Source organism: Paenibacillus sp. P4_A9, assembly GCF_056402415.1.
The window spans coordinates 65,909-72,164 of the sequence record NZ_JBFUHL010000028.1 but is presented as its reverse complement, the minus strand read 5'-3'; the positions used below and the strand labels follow the sequence as shown (position 1 = coordinate 72,164).

5 protein-coding genes are annotated in these 6,256 nt (G+C 47.8%); 4 read left to right on the top strand and 1 reads right to left on the bottom strand.

Annotated elements, in window-relative coordinates:
• The coding region (locus tag AC1DVJ_RS18155) for an IS3 family transposase (protein ID WP_477590321.1) at window positions 1-216 on the top strand (216 nt) is incomplete at its 5' end.
• A gap of 253 nt (window positions 217-469) precedes the next feature.
• On the opposite strand, the gene AC1DVJ_RS18150 is transcribed toward AC1DVJ_RS18155, so the two are convergent.
• On the bottom strand, window positions 470-1,183 hold the full coding sequence (locus AC1DVJ_RS18150; protein WP_477592642.1) for a DUF2161 domain-containing phosphodiesterase: 714 nt from the start codon (window positions 1,181-1,183) through the stop codon (window positions 470-472).
• A 109-nt stretch (window positions 1,184-1,292) separates the two neighbouring features.
• Between AC1DVJ_RS18150 and AC1DVJ_RS18145 the strand changes: the two genes are divergently transcribed.
• The 3 genes from AC1DVJ_RS18145 (at window position 1,293) to AC1DVJ_RS18135 (ending at window position 6,237) form a co-directional block, all read left to right on the top strand.
• Window positions 1,293-2,600, top strand: a complete 1,308-nt coding sequence (locus AC1DVJ_RS18145) for a sn-glycerol-1-phosphate dehydrogenase (protein WP_477592641.1) — start codon at window positions 1,293-1,295, stop codon at window positions 2,598-2,600.
• A gap of 434 nt (window positions 2,601-3,034) precedes the next feature.
• Complete coding sequence (locus tag AC1DVJ_RS18140) at window positions 3,035-4,930, top strand: PrkA family serine protein kinase (RefSeq protein WP_477592640.1); 1,896 nt, start codon at window positions 3,035-3,037, stop codon at window positions 4,928-4,930.
• Between the two features lie 536 nt (window positions 4,931-5,466).
• Window positions 5,467-6,237, top strand: a complete 771-nt coding sequence (locus AC1DVJ_RS18135) for a tyrosine-protein phosphatase (RefSeq protein ID WP_477592639.1) — start codon at window positions 5,467-5,469, stop codon at window positions 6,235-6,237.
• The last annotated feature ends 19 nt before the right edge of the window (window positions 6,238-6,256 follow it).

The window sequence follows — 6,256 nt, the reverse complement described above, 5'->3', positions numbered from 1 at the left end:
GGCAACTGTTATGACAATGCCTGTATCGAGGCTTTTCATAGCATCTTGAAGCGTGAATTCATCTACAGCAACCCCAAATTCAAGACGAAACTAGAAGCCCAGCAGAAGCTGTACCGATATCTTGAGTTCTTTTACAACCGGACAAGATCGAATAGCACGATTGGCTACATATCTCCAGCGCTCTTTGAGCAGCTGTATTACCAACGGGTGGTTTAACTAAGCGACGTCCACTTTCTTGACAGAGGAGCACTATCTGCCCTTTTTCTTGCGTGAGGATTGTTTAGGTCCATTTAGTTAGGCAATTAAGGACTAAATACGATTTAATGAGGCGGAGTGTGAGATTAGTTCGGAAATTTCAGACTAATCGATCTTGGGGAGTAATCCAACGGCTCGAGTAGTCGAAATCTAATATAATCGAGAAAAAATTTAGGCACTCCTAGCTTGCTTGACGCCCAGTTATAGGGAAAGATTAAGGAACAGACACAGTTGGCAAAGCTGCTACTACGTGAGCATACTCTTGTAAGGCTTTTTCGCCGCTAGGGGTAAGATGGTAGATACCGCGGCTTTGTCGGATAAACCAACGATAATAGTTTTGCTGCAGAAGCGAGCTGACGTTCATATTGTTCGTGTATTCACGCAGCTTGCGTGGACTCAAAGGACCGTGCTGTTGCATCAGATAGGCGCAGTGAAGCGATTTCTCTCGATACGCTGTCATGAGCTTCTGCTGGGAGCTTCCGCCTACATTATAGTCGCCGCTGCGCTCATGAAATTCGGTCATAAGCTTGCCAGAAGCCCTTTTGTTGGGGCGTAAGGTATAAGGTGTAGGCTCACAGACGAGATCGACTGTGGGCTGTTTGCGTTTGTAGAATTGGACGGTCAATACCCCTAAGCCGAGCATGCGGCAAAGTCGGCGGATCTCCTCCCATTGCAAGCGATGGGGGGCTTTTCCTTTGTTAGGGAGTTCAAAAGCGACATATACGTCCTGCGTAAGCTTCAGTCGTTCAATTCCTTGGACGAGAAGCGGGATATTGAAGCTCTTCTTCAATTCAACAATAACCGGGGGCTCATCGCCTCTTATGGCAACTAAGTCACAGTGCTTAACTTCCCCGCGGACGGTATAGCCACGCTGCTCGAAAAAGCTTTTAATCGGTGCATACAGCTCGGTTTCGGTTTGAATCGGCATGAGGGTCTTTCTCCTCTTTTCGTGCAAAAAGTCTAATAGAATGGCTTTAATTATAACATAGGTTACGCTAGAATAGGTGGAAGAATCACTTGTATGTACAAGCCGGGAGATGATAGATTTGAGTGAATTACTGAATGAATGGTTAGGGAAGAGCTTTGAGTGCGACTGCGGCCAAAAGCATGAGATTCCGATTCACCGTATTGTCATTGAACGAGATGCACTAAGTGAAGCAGTCGGATATGTAAAGGAAACTGGCTATGAGGAAGTGACGCTTGTCGCGGACGTGAATACGTATGCTGTGGCTGGTGAAAAGCTTCGTTCGCTGTTGGAAGATGGGCAGGTGAAGGTTGGCCTTAGCCTGATTCGTGATAACGCGATGGGGGAAGTGGCCGCTGATGAGGAAGCTATCGTTCAGTTGATGCTGGACACATCGACGACTTCTCAAGTATTGCTGGCCGTGGGTACGGGAACGATTCATGACATTGTTCGCTTTGTTAGCCATCGTACGAAACGGCCGTTCTTGTCGGTGCCTACTGCGCCATCTGTTGACGGTTTCGCCTCCGTGGGTGCGCCGCTGATCGTCCGCGGCTTTAAGCAGACGATTCCTTGCTCAGCGCCAGAGGCAATCTTCGCCGACTTGGACATCCTGGCAGCGGCACCGCAGGCGATGATTGCGGCCGGCGTTGGCGATATGCTCGGTAAGCACACCTCGCTCGCGGACTGGTCGCTCGGCCGCGTGCTGCTGGATGAGCACTACTGCGAGCTGAGTGCTCGCTTGACCTTAGAGGCGGTGGAGCTGTGCACCGACCACCTAGAAGAGATTGCGCAACGCACCGAGCTGGGCTTGCGCCGCTTGATGGAAGGCCTGATTCTATCCGGCCTTTCCATGCTCTTGGTCGGCCATTCACGGCCGGCCTCCGGGGCGGAGCACCATCTCTCCCATTATTGGGAGATGGTGCTCCTGCAGCAGCGCCGCCGGGCGCTGCTGCACGGCGCGAAGGTCGGCGTCGCGACCGTGCTCATGGCGCAGCGCTATCAGGCGATGCTGGAGCTCACGGCCGACGAGGCCGCTGCGCGCCTAGCGCAAGGGCAGGCCCCGAGCGCGCAGACGGATGCGGAACGCATCCGGGCGGCCTACGGAGCCATGGCCGAGGCCATCATCGCCGAGAATGCGTCGGCGATGATGGTTGATGCGCGTGCGCTGCAAGCGCGCATCGCGGCTCGTTGGGGCGATGTGCAGAGCATCGCCCGCGCGGTTCCGGTGCCTGAGCAGCTTGCTGCGTGGCTCGCGGCGGTGCAGGGGCCGGCAGCGCCGGACCAGCTTGGCGTGGAGCCAGCGCTGGTGGAGGCGTCACTGCAGGATGCGCTGTTCGTGCGCAACCGGTTTACGATTTTACGCTTGCAGCGGCTGCTGTAAGCGTTGGGGTTTGCGAGCCAACATGCGCCGAGGGCGGCATGTTGGCTTTTTCCTACGCTCCCAACAAGCTACTCTTTATCACCTATCTCCAACATCGAACTAGCTCCATCCAGACCACCTGCCTGTTTCTCGAGTAACTCGTGATTGTCCTCGAAGGATATCCCCCGCTGCATGTCCTCTCAACAACACTACCCAGATGTGGAAGTGGTTGGTTTTCACTTTGCGTCAACCCCTTTGCCCTGTTGTTTTCATGGAGTTTTCAAGGAGTCGGGCGTTTTCCAAAGAGGTACAGGCATATTTGGCGAAAGGAACAAATCCCAATTCTCTTTAAAATTTCGGGCAAGTTATCCCTCTTGGGTGCATAGGATTGTAGTACACAATTCACCATCACGAGCTGACCTATAATTGAAAGGCAGCAGTGAAAGGAGGTACCCATGGACATATTCAAAAGAATTTCAGAGCATCGTACGGAGAAGGATTCATTGAGCTGGACCGGTACGTTCGCGGAGTACATAGAATTGCTTCGCAGTAATCCTGGACTCGCAAGAACTGCGCATTCGAGGGTCTACGACATGATTGCTTCGCAAGGGATCAACGACCAAGTTGGCCACAAATCCTACAAATTTTTCAACCAAGAGATTTTCGGCCTGGATCGTGCCGTTGAGAAGCTGGTGGAAGAATATTTCCATTCCGCTGCCCGTCGATTGGATGTTCGCAAACGTATTTTGTTGCTAATGGGTCCTGTAAGCGGTGGGAAATCCACAATTGTGACGATGTTGAAGCGTGGGTTAGAGCAATTCTCCAAAACCGATTTGGGAGCAGTCTACGCCATCAAAGGGTGTCCCATGCACGAGGAGCCGCTTCATTTGATTCCAATGGAGCTGCGCCCAGAAATCGAGCGCGAGCTCAATGTGAAAATCGAAGGCAGCTTATGTCCATCGTGCCAAATGCGTCTGAAGACAGAGTATAACGGTTGCATTGAAGATGTGCATGTGGAGCGTGTTTTTGTCTCCGAAGAAGGTCGTGTGGGGATTGGTACCTTCAGTCCGTCAGATCCTAAATCGCAAGATATCGCGGACTTAACAGGAAGCATTGATTTTTCGACGATTACAGAGTTTGGCTCCGAGTCTGATCCGCGTGCGTATCGTTTCGATGGCGAGCTGAATAAGGCGAACAGGGGTATCATGGAGTTCCAGGAAATGCTGAAATGTGATGAAAAATTCCTATGGAATTTGCTCTCACTTACCCAAGAGGGTAATTTTAAAGCGGGTCGCTTCGCCCTCATCAGTGCAGATGAGTTAATTATCGCGCATACGAATGAAACGGAGTATAAGTCTTTTATCGCCAATAAGAAAAATGAAGCCTTGCAGTCTCGGATGATTGTCATGCCAATCCCTTATAATTTACGCGTATCAGATGAAGAAAAAATTTACACTAAGCTTATCGGACAGAGTGATATGTCCCACATCCATATTGCACCGCATGCGCTGCGTGTAGCCGCGATCTTCTCGATACTTACGCGTTTGAAGGAAACGAAGAAGCAGGGTATGGATTTGGTCAAAAAAATGCGTATGTATGACGGTGAAGTTGTCGAAGGCTACAAAGAAGCTGATCTGAAGGAAATGCAAAATGAATACCAAGAAGAAGGCATGAGCGGAATTGATCCGCGGTATGTCATTAACCGAATTTCAAGTGCCTTGATCCGCCAGGATCTCCAATGTATTAATGCCTTAGATGTGCTGCGTGCACTGAAGGATGGGCTGGATCAGCATCCATCGATTACCAAGGATGAGCGGGAGCGCTTCCTCAATTTCATCTCCGTTGCTCGTAAGGAATACGACGATATTGCCAAGAAGGAAGTGCAGAAGGCGTTCGTATACTCTTTTGAAGAGTCAGCCAGAACGATTTTCGATAACTACTTGGATAATATTGAAGCCTATTGCAACTGGGGTAAAATTAAAGATCCGTTAACCGGCGAGGAGATGGATCCAGATGAGCGCCTCATGCGTTCCATTGAAGAGCAGATTGGTATATCAGAAAATGCGAAAAAAGCATTCCGCGAAGAAATATTGATCCGCATCTCTTCCTACTCACGCAAAGGCAGAAGATTTGACTACAGCTCTCACGAACGCCTGCGTGAAGCAATTGAGAAAAAGCTATTCGCTGATCTGAAGGATATCGTTAAGATTACGACCTCAACGAAAACACCAGATGAGAAGCAACTGAAGAAAATTAACGACGTTTCGAAACAGTTGATCGATGAGCATGGCTATTGCCCAGTGTGTGCCAATGAATTGCTGCGGTATGTTGGAAGCTTGTTGAACAGATAGGCTAAGATGCATGAAACCAAAGACCTGAGTGGGTGACGACCCCTTAGGTCTTTTTTACCGTGAATAGGATGCTGATTCGTGCCTAACATGTAATCTTGTAGGGATCATTTGATATTTTTCGAGTCTTTATCTTTTTGTGGACATTCTGTGAACATCAGGCAGCGTTATTAATTTTGTATGTAAGATTAAGTTTATGGAGGATTCAACCATATCGTTTTGTGTATTTCTTATTGAATACATTGATTTATTGTCGTAATTTGTCGGAATAACTGGTTTTTTATCGTATTCTAGTTAAAATTGAGGAAAACGAAATGATTTTACTAGTTTTATATAAAATTCTGACATATTACAAGTATTAAATTATGATAAATTTTCAATAAAAATAGGCCAAATGGTAACATCTGATTGTTTATTGAGGTAGGCAAGGATTGGCATCTATGATAAACTTTGATAAAGAGCTTTATGGTGAATAGTGATAATTATTGATGTTTTTTGTCGTAATTTTACGAAAATAGTCCTAGAGGTTGGCGATTCCAATGATTGATATTCATAGTCATATACTACCAGATCTCGACGACGGTGCACTTGATTTGGAACAAGCCATTCAAATGGCCAGACAAGCTGTTGATCAGGGGATCCAAGCTGTGATTGCAACCCCGCATCATCACAATGGCAGATACATGAATGACGCTAGCTTCGTCAACGATCAGGTTAAAACGTTTCAAGAGGAACTAATTCAACGCAAGATTCCGCTTCGCGTACATGCTGGGCAAGAAATCCGCGTATACCGGAATCTAATTGAAGATATAGAGACGAAACGATCAAGCACGTTGAATGGTTCCCGTTATATGCTGATAGAGTTTCCTTCTGATCGCATATCATCCGGGATTGAAGATACTTTTCATGAGCTGTTCTTAATGGATATCGTGCCGATCATTGCACATCCAGAGCGGAATCGGGAAATCGTGGAGAATCCATTGAAACTCCTTGAGTTAGTTCGACTCGGCGCGTTGACACAAGTGACTGCACATGCTTTGCTCGGCGAATTTGGTAGATCCATTCAGGCCTTCTCCATGGATTTATGCCGGAATAACTTGACTCACTTCATTTCGTCTGATGCACACAACACAACCAATCGCGGATTTGCGCTTGCACAGGCGTATGAGATTGTGCGTAAGGAACTTGGCCAAACATATGTGAGTACCTTTCAAAACAATGCCAACAGGGTCATACATAACCTATCGATTGAAACACTTTCCCCTGTCTGGTCGAAACCGAAATGGTTTCAGTTTTGGAAATCCAAATAAAGAAACACAATAAATTGAT

Excerpts from the sequence above, each read along its gene's own strand:
- AC1DVJ_RS18140 (WP_477592640.1), top strand. The coding sequence starts at position 3,035 with ATGGACATATTCAAAAGAATTTCAGAGCATCGTACGGAGAAGGATTCA.
- AC1DVJ_RS18150 (WP_477592642.1), bottom strand. The coding sequence starts at position 1,183 with ATGCCGATTCAAACCGAAACCGAGCTGTATGCACCGATTAAAAGCTTT.
- AC1DVJ_RS18145 (WP_477592641.1), top strand. The coding sequence starts at position 1,293 with ATGATAGATTTGAGTGAATTACTGAATGAATGGTTAGGGAAGAGCTTT.
- AC1DVJ_RS18135 (WP_477592639.1), top strand. The coding sequence starts at position 5,467 with ATGATTGATATTCATAGTCATATACTACCAGATCTCGACGACGGTGCA.